The 21,336-nt window shown below is 70.6% G+C and carries 21 protein-coding genes; 16 read left to right on the top strand and 5 right to left on the bottom strand.

Features of this window, described 5'->3' with window-relative positions; genetic code table 11:
• Positions 1–59: 59 nt before the first annotated feature.
• The 5 genes from AS594_RS15265 (at position 60) to AS594_RS15245 (ending at position 4,914) form a co-directional block, all read left to right on the top strand.
• Positions 60–683 (top strand): TlpA family protein disulfide reductase, encoded by a 624-nt coding sequence (locus tag AS594_RS15265; RefSeq protein WP_069927560.1) that lies wholly within the window; start codon positions 60–62, stop codon positions 681–683.
• A 4-nt stretch (positions 684–687) separates the two neighbouring features.
• Entirely contained in the window at positions 688–1,455 is a 768-nt protein-coding gene (locus AS594_RS15260) for a cytochrome c biogenesis CcdA family protein (RefSeq protein ID WP_069927559.1), read from the top strand.
• A 5-nt stretch (positions 1,456–1,460) separates the two neighbouring features.
• Positions 1,461–3,218 carry a cytochrome c biogenesis protein ResB gene (gene resB, locus AS594_RS15255; RefSeq protein ID WP_069927558.1) on the top strand — a complete coding sequence of 586 codons (1,758 nt, stop codon included), beginning with the start codon at positions 1,461–1,463 and terminating at the stop codon, positions 3,216–3,218.
• Complete coding sequence (ccsB, locus tag AS594_RS15250) at positions 3,215–4,294, top strand: c-type cytochrome biogenesis protein CcsB (protein ID WP_069927557.1); 1,080 nt, start codon at positions 3,215–3,217, stop codon at positions 4,292–4,294. The genes resB and ccsB overlap by 4 nt, the downstream gene beginning before the upstream one ends.
• A 62-nt stretch (positions 4,295–4,356) precedes the next feature.
• Positions 4,357–4,914 carry an SRPBCC domain-containing protein gene (locus AS594_RS15245; RefSeq protein ID WP_069927556.1) on the top strand — a complete coding sequence of 186 codons (558 nt, stop codon included), beginning with the start codon at positions 4,357–4,359 and terminating at the stop codon, positions 4,912–4,914.
• Here the strand turns inward: AS594_RS15245 and AS594_RS15240 are convergent.
• Together AS594_RS15240 and AS594_RS15235 are read right to left on the bottom strand one after the other, a co-directional pair.
• Positions 4,884–6,416, bottom strand: coding sequence for an ABC transporter substrate-binding protein (locus AS594_RS15240; protein ID WP_069927555.1), 1,533 nt, complete (start codon positions 6,414–6,416; stop codon positions 4,884–4,886). The two genes, AS594_RS15245 and AS594_RS15240, sit on opposite strands and share 31 nt — an antisense overlap.
• Complete coding sequence (locus AS594_RS15235; protein ID WP_069927554.1) at positions 6,413–8,434, bottom strand: hypothetical protein; 2,022 nt, start codon at positions 8,432–8,434, stop codon at positions 6,413–6,415. The genes AS594_RS15240 and AS594_RS15235 overlap by 4 nt, the downstream gene beginning before the upstream one ends.
• Before the next feature lie 317 nt (positions 8,435–8,751).
• Between AS594_RS15235 and AS594_RS15230 the strand changes: the two genes are divergently transcribed.
• Positions 8,752–10,167: an FG-GAP-like repeat-containing protein gene (locus tag AS594_RS15230; protein ID WP_240509014.1), complete on the top strand. Its 1,416-nt coding sequence runs from the start codon at positions 8,752–8,754 to the stop codon at positions 10,165–10,167.
• Between the two features lie 51 nt (positions 10,168–10,218).
• Here the strand turns inward: AS594_RS15230 and AS594_RS15225 are convergent, their stop codons facing one another.
• A complete protein-coding gene (locus AS594_RS15225; protein WP_069927552.1) occupies positions 10,219–10,626 on the bottom strand; it encodes a PLD nuclease N-terminal domain-containing protein in 408 nt (135 codons plus the stop codon).
• Between the two features lie 89 nt (positions 10,627–10,715).
• Here AS594_RS15225 and AS594_RS15220 point away from each other — a divergent pair, with 89 nt between their 5' ends.
• Both AS594_RS15220 and mqnP read left to right on the top strand, forming a co-directional pair.
• Positions 10,716–12,173 carry a menaquinone biosynthesis decarboxylase gene (locus AS594_RS15220; RefSeq protein ID WP_069932850.1) on the top strand — a complete coding sequence of 486 codons (1,458 nt, stop codon included), beginning with the start codon at positions 10,716–10,718 and terminating at the stop codon, positions 12,171–12,173.
• Entirely contained in the window at positions 12,170–13,072 is a 903-nt protein-coding gene (gene mqnP, locus AS594_RS15215; protein ID WP_069927550.1) for a menaquinone biosynthesis prenyltransferase MqnP, read from the top strand. Before AS594_RS15220 ends, mqnP begins: the two co-directional genes overlap by 4 nt.
• Here the strand turns inward: mqnP and AS594_RS15210 are convergent.
• Entirely contained in the window at positions 13,062–13,658 is a 597-nt protein-coding gene (locus AS594_RS15210) for a rhomboid family intramembrane serine protease (protein ID WP_069927549.1), read from the bottom strand. The genes mqnP and AS594_RS15210 overlap by 11 nt on opposite strands.
• A 103-nt stretch (positions 13,659–13,761) precedes the next feature.
• Between AS594_RS15210 and AS594_RS15205 the strand changes: the two genes are divergently transcribed.
• The 8 genes from AS594_RS15205 to AS594_RS15170 all read left to right on the top strand — a co-directional run bounded on the left by AS594_RS15205 (position 13,762) and on the right by AS594_RS15170 (position 20,501).
• Positions 13,762–14,466: a UbiX family flavin prenyltransferase gene (locus AS594_RS15205; protein WP_069932851.1), complete on the top strand. Its 705-nt coding sequence runs from the start codon at positions 13,762–13,764 to the stop codon at positions 14,464–14,466.
• A gap of 121 nt (positions 14,467–14,587) precedes the next feature.
• On the top strand, positions 14,588–15,043 hold the full coding sequence (locus AS594_RS15200; protein ID WP_069927547.1) for an Lrp/AsnC family transcriptional regulator: 456 nt from the start codon (positions 14,588–14,590) through the stop codon (positions 15,041–15,043).
• 52 nt (positions 15,044–15,095) lie between these two features.
• Positions 15,096–16,259 (top strand): aminofutalosine synthase MqnE, encoded by a 1,164-nt coding sequence (gene mqnE, locus AS594_RS15195; protein WP_069927546.1) that lies wholly within the window; start codon positions 15,096–15,098, stop codon positions 16,257–16,259.
• Positions 16,260–16,337: 78 nt separating this feature from the next.
• Positions 16,338–17,015 carry a UdgX family uracil-DNA binding protein gene (locus AS594_RS15190; RefSeq protein WP_069930528.1) on the top strand — a complete coding sequence of 226 codons (678 nt, stop codon included), beginning with the start codon at positions 16,338–16,340 and terminating at the stop codon, positions 17,013–17,015.
• A 19-nt stretch (positions 17,016–17,034) separates the two neighbouring features.
• Positions 17,035–17,559 (top strand): GNAT family N-acetyltransferase, encoded by a 525-nt coding sequence (locus tag AS594_RS15185; protein WP_069927545.1) that lies wholly within the window; start codon positions 17,035–17,037, stop codon positions 17,557–17,559.
• A 116-nt stretch (positions 17,560–17,675) separates the two neighbouring features.
• Positions 17,676–17,930: a DUF4229 domain-containing protein gene (locus tag AS594_RS15180; RefSeq protein WP_069930527.1), complete on the top strand. Its 255-nt coding sequence runs from the start codon at positions 17,676–17,678 to the stop codon at positions 17,928–17,930.
• Positions 17,931–18,330: 400 nt separating this feature from the next.
• Positions 18,331–19,716: a dicarboxylate/amino acid:cation symporter gene (locus AS594_RS15175; RefSeq protein WP_069935128.1), complete on the top strand. Its 1,386-nt coding sequence runs from the start codon at positions 18,331–18,333 to the stop codon at positions 19,714–19,716.
• Positions 19,717–19,877: 161 nt separating this feature from the next.
• A complete protein-coding gene (locus AS594_RS15170; RefSeq protein ID WP_069933911.1) occupies positions 19,878–20,501 on the top strand; it encodes a TetR/AcrR family transcriptional regulator in 624 nt (207 codons plus the stop codon).
• On the opposite strand, the gene AS594_RS15165 is transcribed toward AS594_RS15170, so the two are convergent.
• Entirely contained in the window at positions 20,487–21,317 is an 831-nt protein-coding gene (locus AS594_RS15165) for a MaoC family dehydratase (protein WP_069927543.1), read from the bottom strand. The two genes, AS594_RS15170 and AS594_RS15165, sit on opposite strands and share 15 nt — an antisense overlap.
• Positions 21,318–21,336 lie beyond the last annotated feature (19 nt).

Genomic DNA, 21,336 nt, shown 5'->3' with positions numbered 1-21,336 from the left:
TTTACGGGCACCATGGGGGGCGCGGAAGATCACTGGAACGCCCATGCGAAACTTTTCACATGAGCCTCAGCCGTGCCCCCCGCCGCCGCTCGAACCGCACCCGCCGCGCCATGTCGGCGGGCGCCGTCGCGATCGCGGGCGCACTCGCGCTCTCGGCGTGCGGGGGCGACGGCGGTACGTCGTCGGGCTCGGGCGGTGCCAACTTCGTGACCGGTGACAGTGGCATCTCCACGGTCGCCAGGGCGGAACGCCAACCGGCTCCCAAGCTCGACGGCAAGACCCTCGAAGGCAAGAAGCTCGACGTCCGGGACCTCAAGGGCAAGGTCGTCGTCATGAACGTCTGGGGATCGTGGTGCACGCCCTGCCGGGCGGAGGCGCCGCATTTCGCGAAGGTCGCCAAGGAGACCAAGGACAAGGGAGTGGAGTTCGTCGGGATCAACACCCGTGACAACTCCAGGGGTCCCGCGCTCGAGTTCGAAGAGGAGTGGGGCGTCGACTATCCCAGCCTCTACGATCCGATCGGCAAGCTGCTTCTCCGTTTTCCCAAGGGCAGCCTGAATCCGACGCTCGTTCCGTCGACGATCGTGATCGACCGTGAAGGCAAGCTCGCGGCGCGCTATGTGGGCGGCGTCAACGACAAGAAGCTGCGCCAGATGATCGACCCGTTGATCACGGAGAAGTGATCGCGTGAGTCTTCTCGCCGCCGCGGTCGCCGACCACAACCCGACGGTTCTGAGCGGTGCCCTGATACTCGCTCTGCCGATCGCCCTCGCCGCAGGTCTCGTCTCGTTCTTCTCGCCCTGCGTGCTCCCGCTCGTACCCGGCTACCTGTCGTACGTCACCGGAATCAGCGGCACCGACCTCGCGGACGCCAAGCGTGGCCGCATGGTCGCGGGCGCGTCACTCTTCGTGCTGGGTTTCACGGCCGTCTTCACGTCGACCGGGGCGCTCTTCGGTTACTTCGGTTCGACGCTCCAGGAGCACCAGGAGACGCTCTCCATGGTGCTCGGCGGGCTGATGATCCTCATGGGCGCCTTCTTCATGGGGCTGATGCCCTGGATCACGCAGCGCGAGTTCCGCTTCCACAAGCGGCCGGCGGCCGGACTGGCGGGAGCGCCCGTACTCGGCGCTCTCTTCGGCATCGGCTGGGCGCCCTGCACCGGTCCGACGCTCGGCGCCGTCCAGACGCTCGCCCTCAATGACGGGAGCGCGGGGCGCGGGGCCGTACTGACCGTCGCGTACTGCCTCGGCCTGGGTGTGCCCTTCGTGGTCGCCGCCATGGCGTTCCGGCGGGCGCTCGGCGCGTTCGCCTGGGTCAAGAAGCGCTACGTCTGGGTGATGCGCATCGGCGGAATGATGATGATCGCGACCGGCATCCTGCTCGTGACAGGCATCTGGAACGGCATCATTCAGGACATGCAGGGCTGGACCCAAGGCTTCACGGTGGGGATCTGAGTTCCATGAGCAAGACGGAGACGACCGACGAGGCGGCCGCGGCGGACGCGGCCGCCGAGACTGACGAGCAGGAGCTCGGCGCAGCCGGCGCCCAGCTCTCCACCGCCCCCCAGGAGCGGGCGGTCCCCGGCTCCTTCGGCGGCGTGATGCGGCCCGGCGCGGCCGGGCGGATCACCTGGGTCTGGCGCGAGACGACGGGCTGGTCGCGCTGGTTCTGGCGGCAGCTCACGTCGATGCGGGTCGCGCTGATCCTCCTCTTCCTGTTGTCCCTGGGCGCGATCCCCGGGTCTCTCGTCCCGCAGACCGGCGTCGACGAGACGAAGGTCGAGGAGTTCAGGGCGGCGCACGAGACGCTCGCGCCGATCTACGACGACCTCGGGCTCTTCGACGTCTACAGCTCGGTGTGGTTCTCCGCGATCTACATCTTGCTGTTCGTCTCGCTCATCGGCTGCATCGTGCCCCGCACGTGGCAGTTCGTCGGCCAGCTCCGCAGCCGCCCGCCGGGCGCGCCCGGCCGCCTGACACGGCTCCCGGCGTACACGACCTGGCGTACGGAGACGGACCCCGAGCAGGTCCGCGAGGCCGCGCTGGCGATGCTGAAGCAGCGCCGCTTCCGGTCGCACACCGCGGGGGACGCGGTCGCCGCCGAGAAGGGCTATCTGCGCGAGGCCGGGAACCTGATGTTCCACATCGCGCTCATCGTGATGCTGGTGTCCTTCGCCACCGGGCAGCTCTTCAAGTCCGAGGGCGGCAAGCTGGTCGTAGAGGGCGGCGGCTTCGCCAACACGCTCACGCAGTACGACGACTTCAAGTCCGGGTCGCTCTTCGACCGGGACCACGACCTGGCGCCCTTCAGCTTCAAGCTCGACAAGTTCGTCGGGACGTACGAGCGCAGCGGGCCGCAGCGCGGCACGCCCCGTACGTACGAGGCTCATGTGACCTACGCCAAGGGGGCGGACGGCGCCGAGAAGAAGACCGTGATCGAGGTCAACCGGCCGCTGGAGGTCGACGGCTCGAAGGTCTACCTCATCGGGCACGGCTACGCACCGGTGGTCACGGTCAGGGACGGCAGGGGCAAGGTGGTCTTCAAGGACGCCGTGCCGCTGCTGCCCATGGACTCCAACGTCACCTCGTCCGGCGCGATCAAGGTCATGGACGGCTACCGCGACAAGAACGGCAAGAAGGACCAGCTGGGATTCCAGGCGTTCTTCGTGCCGACGTTCGCGGGCGCGGGCAAGGGAACGATGCTCTCGCAGTACCCGGGTCTCGACTTCCCCGTCCTGGCGCTCAACGCGTACCACGGCAGCCTGGGCGTGAACGCCGGCCTGCCGCAGAACGTCTACCAGCTCGACAAGCGCAAGCTGAAGGAGTTCAAGGACGACAAGGGCGCCCTGCTCAAGCAGCGGCTTCTGCCCGGCGAGACCATGAAGCTGCCGGACGGCGCGGGCTCCATCACGTTCGAGAAGGGCGTGCAGGAGTGGGCGACTTTCCAGATCTCGCAGCAGCCGGGCAACGTGCCCGCGCTCTTGGGCGCCATCGCCGCGATCGCGGGCCTCGCCGGATCGCTGTTCATCCAGCGCCGCCGGATCTGGGTCCGGGCCGTACGGGGCGAGGACGGCGTCACCGTCGTCGAGATGGCCGGACTCGGCCGCAGCGAATCCTCGAAGCTCCCCGAGGAACTGGCCGACCTGGCCGCAACGCTCAATTCACAGGCGCCGACGGCACCTGATCCCGCTGAACCTGTCGAAGGAGTCCGCGCGTGAATCTCGCGGCCGCAACCAACGAGAACCTCGCCAACATCAGCAATGTGCTGATCTATTCGTCGATGGCCGTCTACACACTGGCCTTCCTCGCGTTCATCGCCGAATGGGTCTTCGGCAGCCGCAGCAAGGTCGGCCGCACGGCCGCCGCGCTGACCGCGCGGGACACGTCCGCCGCGGCTCCCGCGGTCACGGTCCGCTCCGGCGGCTCCACGACGGTCCTCGACAAGCCGAAGGTCGTCACCCGCTCCGCGGCCGGGACGCGTGACGTGCCGGACGGCCCCGGCGCGTCGGGCGGCACCGAGAAGGGCGACCTGTACGGACGCATCGCCATCTCCCTCACCTCGCTCGCCTTCCTCGTCGAGGCCGGTGGCGTGGTCGCCCGCGCACTGTCGGTGCAGCGTGCGCCGTGGGGCAACATGTACGAGTTCTCGATCACCTTCTCCACGGTGGTCGTCGGCGTGTTCCTCGCGATCCTGGCCGCGGGGAAGAACGTCCGCTGGGCCGGTCTGCCGCTGGTCACCACCGTCCTGCTGGACCTCGGCATCGCCACCAAGTGGCTCTACACCGACAGCGACCAGCTCGTCCCGGCCCTCGACTCGTACTGGCTGTGGATCCACGTCTCCACCGCGATCTTCTGCGGCGCGGTGTTCTACCTCGGCGCGGTCGGCACCCTGCTCTACCTCTTCCGCGACGCGTACGAGGCGAAGCTCGCGCGCGGCGGCGAGCCGGGCGCCTTCGCGGCCTCGGTCCTGGAGCGCCTCCCGTCGGCCGCCTCGCTCGACAAGTTCGCGTACCGCGTGAACGCCGCCGTCTTCCCGCTGTGGACGTTCACGATCATCGCGGGAGCGATCTGGGCGGGCGACGCCTGGGGCCGGTACTGGGGCTGGGACCCCAAGGAGGTCTGGTCCTTCATCACGTGGGTCGCGTACGCCTGCTACCTGCACGCCCGCGCGACGGCCGGCTGGAAGGGCCGCAAGGCCGCGTACCTGGCGCTCTTCGCGTTCGGCTGCTGGCTGTGGAACTACTACGGCGTGAACATCTTCCTGTCCGGCAAGCACTCGTACGCCGGAGTCTGACCGCACCGCGGGCTCCCGCCCCAGCGGGTGCGGGAGCCCGCCCGCGGGGTGAGGCTGGACCCATGGCGGATGTGATCGGTCCCGGCACCTGCGAGCACCACGCACACACGGACGTGCTCCGGTTCACGCTGCACCTGGCGCACCCGGTGCACCGCGTCTGGCCCGCCGTCGCCACCCCCGCAGGTCTGCGCGGGTGGCTCGCGGCCGCCGAGCCGCTGGAGCCGCGGCTGGGCGGGGCCGTCACCCTGCGGTGGCTCAACAGCGACGACAGCGGCGAGAGCACGGCCGACGGGACCACGGGCGGCGAGGGCACGGTCGCCGAGGGCACGGTCACCGCCTGGGACGTCGAGCACGTCGCCGAGTACACCGTCACCGTCCACGACCGGATCCGCTTCCACCTGGCGCCGGACGGGCAGACGAACGGCACGGTGCTGCGCTTCACCAACGAGGTGGCCGTGTCCGGCGAGGCCGAGCGGCTGAGCCGCCTCGCGGGCTGGCACCAGCACCTGGAGTACCTCGTCGAGTTCCTCGACGGCCGCCAGGACTGGTCGGCCTGGACCCTGGACCGCTACCGGGAGCTGTACGCCGCCTACGAGTCACCCGGCGGCAGACAGTCCTGAGCCGGGGCCTTCCCCTCGGGCCACGCGATCTGTACGAACCGCTGGCTGCCGTCCCGCGCGAGCTCCACGATCGGCACCGCCTTGTTGTACGGGTTGCCGTGGTTGTCCAGACAGATCCAGCCGCTCGCGCCCTCCACCTTCAGCGGCCCCTTCATCTGCGGCCACTGCGTGACGACGTCGCCGATCTCCGGCAGCTTCTCGACGGTCGCCTCCCGGATGCCCCGCACGGCCGTGGCCATGGCGTCGTACGCGATGATCGCCTGCCCGTCCCGCAGCGACGTCCTGCCGATGGGCCCGATGTCCGGGTCGGCGGCCTTGTCCAGCAGATCCGTGAACACCTTGTACGCCGCCGGGGAGCCGCCCGTCCTGGGGGCACCGGGCTCCTTCCACGCGTCGGGGTGGGCGAGCGAGGCGTACCGCACGCCGACCTTGCGGCCCAACGCGCTCTTGTCGAGCCGTTCGTCCGCGCCGAGGTAGGAGCCCTCGTCGCCGGTCAGTACGGTGAACTTCCGGTGCTGGCAAGCCCGTTTGCCCAGCGCGTTCACGAACTGCCGGAGCTGGGTGTGGCGTCCGGCGAAGAACACCGTGTCCGCGTCGCGGGTGCCGCACAGCAGCAGGGCGATCTGGCGGAAGGTGTTGGCGGTGGTGCCTTCCTCCGTGGGGTCGGGCGGGGAGGTGAACAGCTGCGGCTCGTACGGGGCGTCGTCGAGCAGGTCGGCGAAAGCCTTCTTGAGGGTGGCCGTGTAGTGGTCGCCGGGTCGCGTGTCCTGGACCAGTACGGCCTTCCTGGCCTCGACCTCGCCGAAGTGGGCGATGGCCCGGGCCTCGTCGCGGTTGGTCGGCGAGACGCGGGCGAGACCGGGGTACGGGTCCGCGCCGGGCCCGTTGGCGATGTCGTCGGCGGTGATCGTGGTCCCGATCACGGGTATGCCGGCGCCGGTCAGCTCCTTGACGGCGGCCTTGGTCTCGGCGCTGCTGGTGGCGACCCCGGAGACGGCCCGCAGGTGGTCGGGCCCGTCCACCATCTCCTTGAGCCGCCCCACGGTCGTGCGCCAGTGCTGGTTGCCCTTGCCGGTGTTGGCGAGCACGAGCCGGATCTTGGGCACCTGCTCGTTGGAGTCGTGATTGGCCGCGTACTGCTGCACGAACGCACCCTGGAGCTCGTGGAGGACCTTGGTGCTCATCCCGCTGTCGGTCGAGGTGATCGGCAGCATCACCGCCACGGTCGCGTACTCGCCGGCCTTCAGACTGTCGTTCTCCCGGTCGATGGCACGGGCGACGTCCTTCAGTGCCGCGACCTCGAAGGCGTAGCCGTCCCCGGAGACCCCCACGCACTCCGCGCCCTCCTCGGGGCGGGCCACGCCGTCCGCGCAGGACAGGTCCGGATTGGCTGCGCGGTAGCCCCCGTACGTGAGACCGGCGACCACCGCGACCGCCAGCAGCACGGTGAGTCCTTTGCGCAGGGGCGTGAACCAGAAGACCCGTCTCCACCAGTCCGTCATGACCCGCCCCCGCTCCGGTGGCCCGGATCGCGCCACTCGCGCACGGCCTGCGGCCAGGAGCGGGAAGCCTGCCAGAGGACTTCGTTGCCGGAGCTGTGCAGCTCCGAAAGAAGCCCGAGCTCGTACCCCATCTTCTCGGTCACCTCGTCGTCCGGAAGGGCCAGCGGATCGGTCAGCTGCCACACCGCGAACAGCAGTCGGCGGATGCGCAGGTGGAGCGCGGTGTCCACGCCGGGCGGCGCGGCCGACGGGTCGCCGCCGCCGAGGGCCACCTGGCGCCGTACGTCCGGATCGTCGAAGTGCGGCGCCGACGCGATGAAACGCAGCTCGTCCAGCCAGACGCGGGCGTCCGCGAGCGCGAAGGTCTCCCGCAGATACGTCACCGCGCCCTCGGTGACGCCCAGCGCCAGCTCGTGGTGGAGGCGGCGGGGGGCGCTGCGGTCCGCGTAATAGCCGCGCAGCGTCTCGTGCACCGCCCGCCACCGGCCCGCATCGTGGTCGCCGTGGCGCAGCCGGTGCAGCAGCAGCGTGCGCAGGAAGGGGTCGCCCACCAGGTGAGCCGGGTCCGAGGGCCAGTGCTCGTCGGCGAGCAGCGTACGTACGTCGCGTACGGCGGCCAGTCCCGTACGCCCCTCCTCGCCCGGCAGCCGTGATGCGGCCAGTGCCTCCGCCGACGGCACGTCGTGCGCGGGGGCGAGCACGGTGAGCCAGTCGAGCCGGGACGGCGGCACCAGCCGCGCGAGCAGCTCCGCCGCCACCTCCTGTCCCTCCCGGTCCTCGCGGAGGGTGACGGGCGCGGCGAGCAGCGAGGCGGGCGTGAACCGTTCCGGGTGCTCGTCCTGGCCGGCCGCCCGCGCGAGGAGGTCGACGCCCACGGGTCTCCCGCCGGTCAGCCGGTGCACGGCGCGGGCCAGCCGGGGCCGGGTGCGCTGGCGGGGGTCGGTCAGGTCGAAGAACTGGCGGACGTGTTCGGGTTCGAGCGGGGTCAGTCCGACGATCACGGCGCCGGAGGCGATCTCCCCGCCGCGCCGCCAGCCCAGTTCGTGCCGGACCTCGGGGAGGGCCCGGCGTACGGCGTGACGCAGCGCGGGGTGGTCGTGGCCGCGCAGGGCGGCGATGAGCACCACGTGGTCGTGCTTGCCGTCGGCGCGGTCGCGGAGTACGGGCTCGACGAGCCGGCGGCCGAGCGGCGCCTGCGCGTTGTCGATCAGGAGTACGGGGCGGCCCACCCGGCGCAGCCGCCCCATTCCCTGGTAGGCGGCGTCCAGGTCGGCCCGCAGCGCGCCGACGAGGTGACGCTCGGCCCGTACCCGGTGCTCACTGCCGCGCCGGAAGTGCAGCGCCAGCAGCGTCAGGCCGCGCTTGGCCTTGCCGCCCGCGCCGGGGTAGTTCCCGTACCAGTCGGCGGAGGAGCGCTGGCTCCGGTTGAACAGGTCGTCCAGCAGGGACTCCACGGTGGTCTCGACGACCACGTCGAGCCCCGGCCCCACACCCGAGGCCATGGCGGCGAACTTGGCGACGACCTTCGTTAGCCAGGTGCGGGTCTGGTTGCGCCAGCGGGAGCCGGGCTCGACCAGCAGGCCGAGCCGGAGGCCCTCGGCGAGGATGTTCTCGTCATCGTGCGGCTGCCAGCCGAGGCTCGCCACGGCGAGGAGGCCGGCGGCCAGCCGCGGGAACTCCACGGCCCCGGCGCCGTGCACGGGCGGCGCGAGCTGTTCGCCGAGCTCGGCGAGGGCCTCGGTGACGGGCGACCAGGACGGCGCGTGCTGGGCGGGGCGTTCCGCGAACTGCGGGCGCTCGCAGTCGATGAGGGCGACGGGCGTGCGCTGCTTGTAGCCGGTGTGCAGGCGCTTGAGTACGGCGGTCTTGCCCATTCCGCGGCCGCCCGCGAGGACCACGGCGGGCAGGTCGTCGCGGTGCTCGAAGGGCACCTTCTGGAATCCGCGCGGAGGCAGGCCGATGAGCCGTGGCGCGAGACCGTCGAGGACTGCCTCGCGGCCGAACAGCTCTCTGTCCACAGTGCCCCCCGCACCAGCAACATGTGTCGCTACGTCAACTCCAGCTTACTTAACGTGAGTTGATATGTGCACGGGTATTCGACTCCCGGGCGGGTTGTTTTGCCGGCCGGGGCGGCGGGCCCCCGGCCCGGCGTTGTTCCCCAAGACGTCGTGGGGAGCTTTCCAGAGGTACGGGACAGGCCGCCCATGCCCCGTGCCCACCCCCCGCCGAGGCCGTTCACCTGGTCTTCCACCGCGTACAACCCTTCGTCCACCACGCGTGTCATATGACACCGAAGCTGCGAACCGGCGTCGGTTCCCCAGACAGGAGCACCACCTTGCGCGTACGTACCCTGGCCGTCGTCACAGCCGCCGTCCTCGCAGTCGCCGGGCTGGGCGTGCCCGCCGCCGCGGCTCCGTCCGGTCTGCCGGACGACTTCAACGGGGACGGCTACCGAGACCTCGCGATAGGCACGCCGAAGGCGAGCGGCGGCACGGTCACCGTCGTCTTCGGCTCGGCCTCGGGCGTCAGCCCCGCCCGCTCGGTGAGCATCACCCAGAACACGCCGGGCATCCCCGGGACCTCGGAGTCCGAGGACAAGTTCGGTGACAACGTCACCAGCGGCGACGTCGACGGCGACGGCTACGCCGACCTGATCATCGGCGCACCCGGGGAGCGGATCACGGACAGGCCGACCGGCTCCGTGACCATCGTCCGGGGCGGGGCCAAGCCGTTCGCCACCGGCGCTCAGATGCTCACCGCGCCCACCGCCGAGGCCCACGCGTTCGGGGAGGGCACCTCCTTCACCGACCTCGACGGCGACGGCGACGCCAACCTCGTGGTCGTCGGCAGCAACTCCTTCTGGTGGTACGAGGACGGGAACGTCACCCAGGACGGCGCGCTCGCGCCGAAGGTGAACCTCCTCCCCGCCAACGTGCGCCTCTACGGGGTCGTCGGCGGCAACTTCTCCAGCACCGGCAGCAGCGACTACGTCCTGCACGGCCAGCGCATCGACACGAACAGCACCACCAGCTATGTGGGCCTGCTGCGCGGCGGTTCCGGCGACCTCGGCTCCGCCTACTCGGTTCTCGCCGAAGGCGCCACCGCGGGCAGCACCGCCTGGGAGCCAGCCGTCTCGCGGGGCGACATCAACGGCGACGGATTCGACGACCTGGTCACCGGCAACACCGCTGTCGGGCTGGGCGGTTCGTTCACCGTGCGGTACGGCAGGGCAGCGGGCCTGCCCGCCGCCGGCACCACCTACACCCAGAACAGTCCCGGCGTGCCCGGCGCCAACGAGGAGTTCGACTCCTTCGGCGCCGCCGTCGCGGTGGGCGACGCGACCGGCGACGGCTACGCGGACCTCGCGGTCGGCGCCTCGTACGAGGACGTGAACGACCGCCGCAACGTCGGCAACGTGGTGCTCCTGAAGGGCAGCGCGAGCGGTCTTTCCACGAGCGGCGCCCAGTCCTTCCACCAGGCCACGACCGGCGTGCCCGGCGCCGCCGAGGCGGGCGACCACTTCGGGTCCTCGCTGCGCCTGCGCGACATCAACGGCAACGGCCGCGCCGATCTGGCGGTCGGCGCGTTCGGGGAGGACGTCCTGCCCAACGGTTACGACGACGGGGCGGCATGGGTGCTGCGCGGTACGGCCTCGGGCCTGACCGCGACGGACGCGGCCTCCTTCAACGCGACGGACTTCGGCTACCCGGTCGTCGAGGGACGCAAGTTCGCCGACGTCTTCGCCCGCTGACGCACGGCGACCCGGCGGCCTCCCTGAGCAGACAACCCTCGAAGCGGCGGGTCAGGACTTGGGAGGCGTCGGGTCCTCGGGGTTGCCGTCCTCGCGCCGCTTGAGCTCCTCCTCGCGGCGGCGCAGGTCCGCTTCCCAGTCCTTCATCACCGACTCGTCCCGGGCGTTCTCGTCCTTGAGGGACTTGAGGAAGTCGGGGTTGTCGTCCGGGGCCACCCACTCCCGCTTGTGCTTGCGGTGCCATTCGGAGGGCGTGCTCCCACCCCGTGCGCCCTTGCGCACCTTGCCGACCGCCAGCCAGGCGACAGGGCCGATCAGCACCTCGCCGAAGAGCAGCACGATGATCACCCAGACCACCTTGGGAAGATGGCGGACCTCTTCCTCCGGGGTGTTCAGGCAGTCGATGAAAGCGTAGATCCACAGCGCCAGAACCAGCAGGAACGGCAGATACCTGAGCATGAGGGCAAGCTCCCAGAGCGCGGACCGCGGGGCGCGGTGGGCGGCCCCGGTGACGGGCCAAGCGTAGTGCGTACCGGATACTGGACCGCATGGCTTACGACGATCTTCGCTCCCTGCTCCGGGCGCTGGAGCGCGAGGGCGACCTCAAGCGCATCAAGGCCGAAGTCGATCCCTACCTGGAGGTCGGGGAGATCGTCGACCGGGTGAACAAGGCGGGGGGCCCGGCGCTTCTCTTCGAGAACGTCAAGGGCTCCGCCATGCCCCTGGCGATGAATGTCTTCGGGACGGACCGCCGGCTGCTCAAGGCCCTCGGGCTGAAGTCGTACGCCGAGATCAGCGACAAGATCGGCGGCCTTCTCAAGCCCGAGCTGCCGCAGGGTTTCGTCGGCGTGCGGGAGGCGTTCGGCAAACTCGGGGCGATGGCCCACGTGCCGCCCAAGAAGGTCAAGGGCGACAGCGCCCCCGTGCAGGAGGTCGTCCTGACGGGCGACGACGTCGACCTCGACATGCTGCCTGCCCTGTTCACCTGGCCCAAGGACGGCGGGTCGTTCTTCAACCTCGGCCTGACCCACACCAAGCACCCGGAGACCGGGGTCCGCAACCTCGGCCTCTACCGCCTCCAGCGCCACGACAAGCGCACCATCGGCATGCACTGGCAGATCCACAAGGACAGCCGCAACCACTACGCCGTCGCCGCGCAGCGGGGCGAGCGGCTGCCGGTCGCGATCGCCTTCGGCTGCCCGCCGGCCGTGACGTACGCCTCCACCGCCCCGCTGCCCGGCGACATCGACGAGTACCTCTTCGCCGGCTTCGTGCAGGGCAAGCGGGTCGAGATGGTCGACTGCAAGACCGTGCCGCTCCAGGTCCCGGCGAACGCCGAGGTCGTCGTCGAGGGCTGGCTGGAGCCGGGCGAGACGCTGCCGGAGGGCCCCTTCGGCGACCACACCGGCTTCTACACCCCGCAGGAACCGTTCCCCGCGCTGACCGTCGACTGCGTGACCATGCGCAAGCGCCCGCTGCTCCAGTCGATCGTCGTCGGCCGTCCGCCGACGGAGGACGGGCCGCTGGGGCGGGCCACGGAGCGCTTCTTCCTGCCGCTGCTGAAGATCATCGTCCCGGACATCGTGGACTACCACCTGCCCGAGTCCGGCGGCTTCCACAACTGCGCGATCGTCTCGATCGACAAGAAGTACCCGAAGCACGCCCAGAAGGTCATGCACGCCGTCTGGGGCGCGCACATGATGTCGCTGACCAAACTGATCATCGTGGTCGACAAGGACTGCGACGTCCACGACCTGCACGAGGTGTCGTGGCGGGCGCTCGGCAACACCGACTACTCCCGCGACCTGACGGTCGTCGAGGGGCCCGTCGACCACCTCGACCACGCGTCGTACCAGCAGTTCTGGGGCGGCAAGGCGGGCATCGACGCCACGAAGAAGCTGCCCGAGGAGGGCTACACCCGGGACGGCGGCTGGCCGGACATGGTCGAGTCCGACCCGGCTACGGCGGCGAAGGTCGACCGCCGCTGGAAGGAGTACGGCCTGTGAGCAGCGCTTCCGCCGCGTTCCCCCGGCCCGGCAGGACGAAGGCGTTCCTGCGGCTCGTGATGATCGAGCACTCGGTCTTCGCGCTGCCCTTCGCGTACATCGCCGCGCTCACCGCCATGTTCCAGCTGGACCGGAACATCCACTGGGGCAAGCTGCTGCTCGTCACGGTCGCCATGGTCGGGCTGCGTACGTTCGCCATGGCGTGCAACCGGATCATCGACCGCGAGCTCGACGCCCGTAACCCCCGCACCGCCAACCGCGAGCTCGTCACCGGCGCGGTCTCGGTCAGGTCGGCGTGGACCGGCGCGCTGATCGCCGTCGTCATATTCCTCGGCGCGGCGGCCGCGCTGAACCCGCTGTGCCTGGCGCTGGCGCCGATCGCCGTCGTCCCGATGGTGGTCTACCCGTACGGGAAGCGCTTCACGAACTTCCCGCACGCGATTCTGGGCCTCGCCCAGGCCATGGGCCCCGTCGGCGCCTGGCTGGCGATCACGGGGGAGTGGTCCTGGGACGCGGTGATCCTCGGCCTCGCGGTCGGTATCTGGATCGGCGGCTTCGACCTGATCTTCGGCAGCCAGGACGTCGAGGCGGACCGCGCGCACGGCGTGAAGTCCGTGCCGGCGCGCTTCGGCGTCCCGGCCGCGCTGTACGGCGCGCGGGCGTGCCACGCGGTGACGACGGCGCTGCTGGTCTGGTACGCGCTGGCCACCGGCGCGGGGGTGTTCTTCTGGGCCGGTCTGGTGGTCGTGACCGTGGCCTTCCTCTACGAGCACACGATCGTGAAGCCGCACGACCTGTCCCGCCTCAACCGGGCGTTCTTCTCGACGAACGGCTTCATCGGGATAGCGCTGTTCGCGTGCGCGCTGATGGACCTGCTGGTGCGCGGCCTCACGGTGTGAGGACGGGTGCCCGGCGCCGGAAGAGGAAGGCGGCGAGCACGCCGCCGATCAGTCCGAACAGGTGGCCCTGCCAGCTGACGGCGGTGTTCGTCGGCAGGACGCCCCACAGCAGCGAGCCGTAGAACACCGCGACCAGCAGGCCGATCACGATGTCGCGCGTGCTGCGGTCGACGAAGCCGCGGACCAGCAGGTAGCCGAGCAGGCCGAACACGACGACCGACGCGCCCGCCGTGACGGAGTACTCGGGGGCGGTGAGCCAGACCCCGAGACCGCCCACGAGCATGATCGTGAGGACCACGCCCGCGAAGCGGCGTATCCCGCCCAGGGCGGCCAGGAAGCCGAGGATCAGCAGCGGCACGGTGTTCGAGGCGAGGTGGTCGAAGCCGTGGTGCAGGAACGACATCGGCAGCACGTCGCGCAGCTCGCCCACCTCGCGCGGGCTCAGCCCGTACGTGTGCAGCGCTCCGGTCGCGGTGTCCAGCGCCTCCAGCACCCACAGCAGCGCGACCCAGCCGAGCATCAGTACGGCGGCGGTCCGGGCCGGACGGCTCCGGCCGCGGCCCTGGTCCACGTCGGTCGGTGGCATGGCATCCCCCTGCGGTGCGTACGGCCGGTATACGGCCTGTCAGTGGAACGTCCCGGGCACCTGACTCGGTTCCGCTCCCGGCCGCCCGGATAAGGTCGGGCACGTGGAGTCAGGACATGCACGCAGTCAGCAGCCGGGGCGGCAGCCGCAGTCGCCGCGCCGCCCCTGGGTCGTCGGTGTCTCCGGCGCGTCCGGCACGCCGTACGCCGCCGCCGTGCTGCGCGGCCTGCGGGACGCGGGGGAGAGCGTGGACCTGGTGGTCAGCCGGGCCTCGCGGCTGACTCTGCTGGACGAGACCGGGATCGCGTTCCGGGACGCGCACTGGCAGGAGGACCTGCGCACCTGGCTGGCGCGCGGCGCGGACGGGAAGCCCGGCACGTTCACGGCCGACGTCGGCGACGTGCGGTACTGGGCGGCCGGGGATCTCGCCGCCGGGCCGTCCTCGGGCTCGTACCCGGCCAAGGGGATGCTGATCGTCCCGGCGTCGACGGCGAGCGTGGCCGGGGTCGCGCTGGGGCTGTCGAAGGACCTGCTGCAACGGGTGGCGAGCGTGACGCTCAAGGAGCGGCGCCCGCTCGTGGTGGCCGTGCGCGAGACGCCGCTGAGCGGCCAGACCCTCAGGCACATGGTGGCGCTGGACGAGGCGGGCGCCGTGGTGCTGCCGGCCTCCCCGGCGTTCTACGCGGGGGCGACGCACATCCAGGATCTGGTGGACTTCGTCGCCGGGCGGGTGCTGGACGCGGCCGGGGTGCCGCACCGCCTGTACCGCCGCTGGGAGGGAGAGATCGGCGGCTCCCGCGAGGACTAGCGGGCGGGCCCGTACGCCGACCTTGATCGTCTGCAAGACTTCGCGGGGCGTTGAGCCCTGCGCGCCTTTGATGGCACACATAAACTCGCGGTATCGCTGAACAATGGAAGGCTTCAGGCATATGGACGCCGTGGACAGGCAGCTCATCCAGGCTCTCAGGGAGAACGGCAGGGCGTCGTACGCCGAACTCGGGCGGCTCGTCGGCCTCTCGGGCCCCAGCGTCACCGACCGCATCAACCGTCTGGAGGCGGCGGGTGTCATCACCGGCTACCGCGCCACGGTCGACGCCAAGTCGCTGGGTCTCGGCGTCACCGCCCTGATCGGCATCTCGCTGTCGGACGCGGCGGACCACGAGGACGTGGCCCGCAGGCTGCGCGATCTGGCGGAGATCGAGGACTGCTGGTTCATCGCGGGCGACGACTCGTACATGCTCAAGATCCGGGCGGGTGACGTCGACGGCCTGGAGAAGACGATCCGCCGGCTGTCCGGCACGCGGGGCGTCTCGCGGACGCGGACGACGATCGTGCTCTCCACGAAGTGGGAGAACCGGGTCGGGGAACTGCCCGAAGAGGGCTAGGCGTACCTTGGGTGGAGCCTGTTTTACGTAGACATATGGGAGGCGGCCGTACATGGACGCGGGGCTGAAGCGCGAGCTGGAGCAGAAGGTCCGGGCCGGGGAGCGGCTGACCCGCGAGGACGGCATCGCCCTCTACGAGTCCGACGACCTGGCCTGGCTGGGCGGCCTCGCCCATGAGGTGCGTACGCGCAAGAACGGCGACGTCGTCCACTTCAACGTCAACCGTCACCTCAACATGACGAACGTGTGCACCGCGTCGTGCGCGTACTGCTCGTTCCAGCGCAAGCCGGGCGAGAAGGACGCGTACACGATGCGCATCGAGGAAGCCGTCAAGCTCGCCAAGGCGATGGAGAACGAGAACCTCACCGAGCTGCACATCGTCAACGGCCTGCACCCCAGCCTCCCGTGGCGCTACTACCCGCGGTCGCTGAGCGAGCTGAAGAAGGCGCTGCCGAACGTCTCGCTGAAGGCGTTCACGGCGACCGAGATCCACCACTTCGAGACGATCTCCGGCATGCCGGCCTCCGAGATCCTGGACGAGCTGATCGAGGCCGGTCTGGAGTCGCTGACCGGCGGCGGCGCGGAGATCTTCGACTGGGAGGTCCGCCAGCACATCGTGGACCACCGCACCCACTGGGAGGACTGGTCGCGGATCCACCGCCTGGCGCACGAGAAGGGCCTCAAGACCCCCTCGACCATGCTGTACGGGCACATCGAGGAGCCGCGCCACCGCGTGGACCACGTGCTGCGGCTGCGCGAGCTCCAGGACGAGACCGGCGGTTTCCAGGTCTTCATCCCGCTGCGCTACCAGCACGACTTCGAGGACATGAAGGACGGCAAGATCCGCAACCGCCTTCAGGCCCGTACGACGATGGCGAGCGGCGTCGACGTGCTGAAGACGTTCGCGGTCTCGCGGCTGCTGTTCGACAACGTGCCGCACGTCAAGGTCTTCTGGGTCATGCACGGCGTGCAGACCTCGCAGCTCGCGCTCCAGCACGGCGCGGACGACATGGACGGCTCGGTCGTCGAGTACAAGATCACGCACGACGCGGACAACTACGGCACGCCGAACAAGCTGGGCCGCGAGGACCTGCTGGAGCTGATCCGGGACGCAGGGTTCCGCCCGGTGGAGCGCAATACCCGGTACGAGATCATCCGCGAGTACCCGGGCCCGGAGGCCGACCGCCGCGAGTCGCCGCAGGCGATGCGCGTCTGACACCGCACGGGCGCCCCTGCGTCCGTTTGTGGTGATTTGTGGGGTGTGGGCCGGCGGTCCGGCGGGTACCCGGGCCGCATGGCCAGTCGCAGCGCGGGTCCTGCCGGAAGCGGCAGCGGGGCGCCCGAGGACGCGTACACCGCCGAGCCCTTCCTCCCCGGCGGCCGTGCCGGTCTCCCCGGACTGCGCGAGGCCGCGGCCGGCTGCCGCGGCTGCCCGCTGCACCGGGACGCGACCCGGACCGTCTTCGGCGCCGGCAACGCCCACGCCCGGGTCCTGCTGCTCGGCGAGCAGCCCGGGGACCAGGAGGACCGGCAGGGCCGGCCGTTCGTCGGCCCCGCGGGCAAGGTGCTGACGCGGGCCCTGGACGAGGCGGGGATCGACCCGGACGACACGTACGTCACCAACGCCGTCAAGCACTTCAAGTTCGAGGTCGTCCCGGAGCGCGGCAAGCGCCGCATCCACAAGGCCCCCAACCTGCGCGAGATGACCGCCTGCAAGCCGTGGCTCGACGCCGAACTGCGCGTGGTCGACCCGGAGATCATCGTCGTCCTGGGCGCGACCGCCGGGAAGGCGCTGCTCGGCTCCTCCTTCCGGGTCACCGAGCAGCGCGGGATGCTGCTCCCCTTCGAGGGGCGCGGGGAGAGCGTGCTGGCCACCATCCACCCCTCCGCCGTGCTGCGCGCCGACGACCGCGAGGCGGCGTACGAGGGCCTGGTGTCCGATCTGCGGATAGCGGCGCGGGCGATCGGCTGACCCGTTTATCGTCGAACGCATGCCGCTGACCTTCGAACTCGACCCGCGGACCGGCCCCGGACTGCGCGACGGCGTCCTCGCCCTGTGGGCGGACGTCTCCAACGCGGGCGGCGCCGTCGGATTCGTACCGCCCGTGACGCCCGACGACATCCGGCCCGAGTGGGTCAAGCACCTGACGGCGATGAGCGACGGCCGCACGCGGCTGCTCGTCGGGTACGACGAGGACGGCGCGGTCGCGGCGACGGCCTTCATCACGCACAACACGCACCGGCTGATGCGGCACTGGGTGTGGCTCTACACGGTCATGGTCCACCCCGCCCACCAGGGCAAGGGGTACGGACGTGACCTGATGGCGGCGGTGGAGGCGGCGGTGCGCGGCTTCGAGGGCATCGACGCGATACGGCTGACCTGCCGCGGCGGCACCGGGGTCGACCGCTTCTACGGCTGCTGCGGCTACAAGGAGGTCGGGCGGGTGCCCGGCGCGATCCGGGTCGCCCCGGGGGACGACCGCGACGACATCGTCATGCTGCTGCCGCTGGAATGACCGGGGGCCCGGCAGGCTTGCCGAGGGCCTGTGCTTGACTGGTAGGGACCCTTTAGGTGCCGTTGAGAAGAAGGTCCCCCGTGAGCACCAAGCACGCAACGATCCGCTACACCGCCATGCGCCTGGGCGTCTTCGTCGCCTGCTTCTTCGTCATCTGGGGCCTGGTCCACTTCGGCGTGGTCCCGGCCGGCCTCGGCGACTCCAACCTCCTGTGGGTCCTGATGCTCGCCATCGTGGTCTCCGCGCCGCTCAGCTTCGTGCTGCTGCGCAAGCAGCGGGACGCGATGTCCGAGCGGATCGTCGAGCGCGTGGACAGCGCGAAGGCCCGGCTGGAGTCCAACCGCAACCAGGAGGACGGCCTGACGCAGTAGGCGCCGCGTAAGGTACGTCACACTCAGCAGCCCGACCGGCACCCCGGTCCCGGACACCCGTCCGGGGCCGGGGTGTTGGCGTGTGCGGGGTGGAGCGGGGCGGTGCGCGGGGGCGCGTACCCAAAGAATAACTTTGATGTTCTCAAAGTACAAGTGTTAACGTTCTCGGCATGACGACAGCAGCCGCGCACTCCCCTGACACGAGCGTCCCGCTCGTGCTGGTGGCGCGCCTCCATGTCGATCTCTGCCGCTGCATGTCCGCGGCCTGTCGCCGCCACATCTGACATCAGAAGCGACATCACGCAGCGGCGACCGCCCACGGCTCCAGCACGTCCCGTGCAGCTCACGGCCGCCGCACCCCCGTCCCCGTATCGCCGTACGTCATCAACGGAGTGTGTCCGTGTCCGCGAACTCCGCGACCGCGCCCGACAGCGCGCCCCAGAAGCAGAAGACCCGCTTCCGGATATCCGACAAGTTCCCCTTCTGGGCCCAGATCATCGCCGGTCTGGTCCTGGGCGTCCTCCTCGGCTGGCTCGCGCGCAGCCAGGACGTCAGTTGGCTCAAGACGACGCTGGAGCAGGTCGGCGGCATCTTCGTCCAGCTCCTCAAGCTGGCCGTCGCGCCGCTCGTCTTCTTCGCGATCCTGGTGTCGATCACCAACCTCCGCAAGGTCAACAACGCCGCCCGGCTGGCCTCGCGCACACTGCTCTGGTTCATGATCACGTCGCTGATCGCGGTCGCCATCGGCATCGCGATCGGCCTGGTCACCAACCCGGGCGCCGGTACGGGTCTCACCCCGAAGGACGGCCAGAAGCCCGAGGGCTCCGGCTCCTGGATCGACTTCCTGACCGGCATCGTGCCGACCGACGTCATCACGCCGTTCACCGAACTGAACGTGCTCCAGATCGTCTTCATGGCCGCCGTCGCCGGAATCGCCGCCCTCCAGCTCGGTGAGAAGGCCGAGCCGATCCTCAAGCTCAGCAACTCGGTCCTGGAGCTGCTCCAGAAGGCCCTGTGGTGGGTCATCCGCCTCGCGCCCATCGGTACGGTCGGCCTCATCGGCTTCGCCATCGCCGACTACGGCTGGAACCTGATCAGCAAGTACGCGACCTTCACCGCCGACGTCTACATCGGCTGCGCCATCGTGCTGTTCGGTGTCTACCCGCTGCTCCTCGCGACGGTCGCCAAGGTCAACCCGGTCCAGTTCTTCAAGGGTGCCTGGCCCGCGATCCAGCTCGCCTTCGTCTCCCGCTCCTCGGTCGGCACCATGCCGGTCACCCAGCGCGTCACCGAGCGCCTCGGTGTGCCGAAGGAGTACGCGTCCTTCGCCGTGCCGTTCGGCGCGACGACCAAGATGGACGGCTGCGCCGCGATCTACCCGGCGCTCGCAGCGATCTTCATCGCGCAGATCTTCGATGTGCAGCTCGGCATCCAGGACTACCTGCTGATCGCCTTCGTCTCCGTCATCGGCTCGGCCGCCACGGCCGGCCTGACGGGCGCGACGGTCATGCTGACGCTGACCCTCTCGACGCTGGGTCTGCCGCTGGAGGGCGTGGGCCTGCTGATGGCGATCGACCCGATCCTGGACATGATGCGGACGGCGACGAACGTCGCGGGCCAGGCTCTCGTGCCGGTCATCGTCTCGGCGCGGGAGAAGATCCTCGACCACGACGCGTACAACTCGGCTTCGGCTTCGCCGGTCGACGCGTACGAGGACGGGCGTGACGCCGGGCGTGACGACGTGCGTGACGCCGACGAGAAGGTCGCCGTGCCGGTCACCGCGTGACCTCCGCGCCCCGAGCGCGGACCCCTCGAAGTGCCCCTGGACGCCTTGCGCCCAGGGGCACTTGGGCTTCGGGGCGCGGGGGCGCCGTAGGCTTGCCGCGGGGCAGCCGTTGGGGTGGGGAGAGGATCCGGGACGTGGGTGGTGCTGTGAAGGGCAAGCGGATGCCGCGTGCCGTGCGTGAGCGGCAGATGATGGACGCCGCCGTGCAGACCTTCGGACAGCGGGGCTACCGGGCCGCGTCGATGGACGAGATCGCCGAGCTGGCCGGGGTGTCGAAGCCGCTCGTCTACCTTTATCTGAACTCGAAGGAAGAGCTGTTCACGGCCTGTATCCGGCGTGAGGCGAGCGCTCTGGTCGAGGCGGTACGGGCCGGTGTCGAGCCCGGCGAACCGGCGGACCGTCAGCTGTGGGCCGGACTGCGCGCGTTCTTCACGCACGCCGCCGAGAACCCGGACGGCTGGGCGGTGCTGCACAGTCAGGCCCGTACGCACGGAGAGCCGTTCGCCGCCGAGGTCGCGGTGATGCGCGAGGAGATCGTCAGCTTCGTCACGTATCTGATCGGGGCCGCGGCGCGCGAGGCGGACTGCGACTCGGAGCTGGCCGACCGGGAGGTCGCGGGCCTCGCCCACGCGCTCGTGGGGGCCGCCGAGTCGCTCGCGGCGTGGGGGAACGGTACGCCCGGTGTCTCCGCGAAGGAGACGGCCGCGACGCTCATGAACTTCGCCTGGGCGGGCCTGGAGAACCTCATGAGCGGTCAGCGGTGGGCGCCCTCACCCCGTGCGTGAGCGCGCGCGGGTTCCGGTGAGGTGGACGCGGCCGTTCACGCCGCGCACCTGGAACGCCTCGCCCGCCGCCGCGTAGGTGACGGTGGCCGGGAGCAGGACCGGCGCCCTGAAGTCCGCCCGTACGGTCGTCACCTCGGCGGGGTTCAGCTCGGCCACGCAGCGCGCGAACGTCCACATGCCGTGGGCGATCGCGCGCGGGAAGCCGAAGAGCCGCGCCGGCAGCGGATGCAGGTGGATGGGGTTGAGGTCGCCGGAGGCCACGCCGTAGCGACGGCCCAGGTTGCCGGGCAGGTCCCAGGTAGCGGCGGCGGGCAGCCGGGCGGGGGGCCGGGCGGGCGCGGGGGCGGGGGCGCCGCTCCCGGGCGTGCGGTGGCGGGCCAGATACGTACTGTGCGACTCCCAGACCAGGACTCCCGCGAGCCGCGCCTCCGTGACCATGGTGACCTCGGTGCCGCGCCGGTGGGGTGTCAGTCGCGCGGCGTACACGGTCAGTCCGGGGCGGTCGTCCGGGCGCAGCGCGTGATGGCGGGTGATCGAGACGGCGGTGTGGACGAGCCCGGTCAGCGGGAGCGGGAACGCGCGCCGGGTCATCAGGCGCAGGGCGAGCGGGAAGCCGGTGACATGCGGATAGGTGAGCGGCAGCGGATCGGTGCAGGGGAAGCCGCAGATACGTGCGTACGCCGCCAGCCGGCCGAGGTCGAAGCGGACTTCGGGGACCGTGAGGCGGGTCGCGGGGAGGTGCGCGGTGGAGGAGACGCCGCGCTTGAGGGGGGAGGTGAGGGCGCCGAGGGCGAGGAGCGGTGCGAGCGAGGTCATGGTCCGGGCTCCCTGCACG

It is taken from the genome of Streptomyces agglomeratus (assembly GCF_001746415.1).
Classification (GTDB): Bacteria; Actinomycetota; Actinomycetes; order Streptomycetales; family Streptomycetaceae; genus Streptomyces; species Streptomyces agglomeratus.
The sequence above is the reverse complement of the archived record's forward strand: the minus strand, read 5'-3'. Positions and strand labels throughout refer to the sequence as shown.